Below are 527 nucleotides of genomic sequence, written 5' to 3' on the forward strand. Positions count from 1 at the left end.
GCCGGCGCCGAGGCGGGAGTAGAGGGTGGCCAGGGCGGCTTGGAGGACCATGAACAGGGTGGTGCCGGTCTCCCGGGCGAGCCGGGTGAGTCGGTCGTGGCAAGGGGCCGGGACGGTGACGGTGACCGCGTCCGCGTCGACACCGGCCACGGCCGGTCGAGGGCGGTCGAGGGGGAGTTCCAGTTCTTCCGGCAGGTCGGCGAGTTGCTGCTTCCAGTAGGTGAGTTGGCGGGTGGCGAGGCTGTCGGGGTCGGTGTCGGAGCCGAGGAGTTCGCGCTGCCAGAGGGTGTAGTCGGCGTACTGGACGGGCAGCGGTGCCCAGGCCGGCGCGCAGCCGTTGGTGCGGGCGGCGTAGGCGGTGGAGAGGTCGCGGGCGAGCGGTGCCATGGACCAGCCGTCACCGGCGATGTGGTGCAGCACCAGCGCCAGCACGTGGTCGTCCTTGCCGATCCTGAACAGGGTTGCCCGAAGCGGCAGTTCGGCGACCAGGTCGAACGAGTGCCGGGCCGCGTGCGCCAGGTGCCCGG

General features: G+C 72.3%; 1 protein-coding gene. It reads right to left on the reverse strand.

The window, feature by feature from the left end; all coding sequences use genetic code 11:
• A partial coding sequence (locus IF30_RS42910) for a condensation domain-containing protein (RefSeq protein ID WP_037903198.1) occupies nt 1-527 on the reverse strand: 527 nt, incomplete at both ends.

It is taken from the genome of Streptomyces sp. NRRL S-350 (genome assembly GCF_000719705.1).
Taxonomy (GTDB): domain Bacteria; phylum Actinomycetota; class Actinomycetes; order Streptomycetales; family Streptomycetaceae; genus Kitasatospora.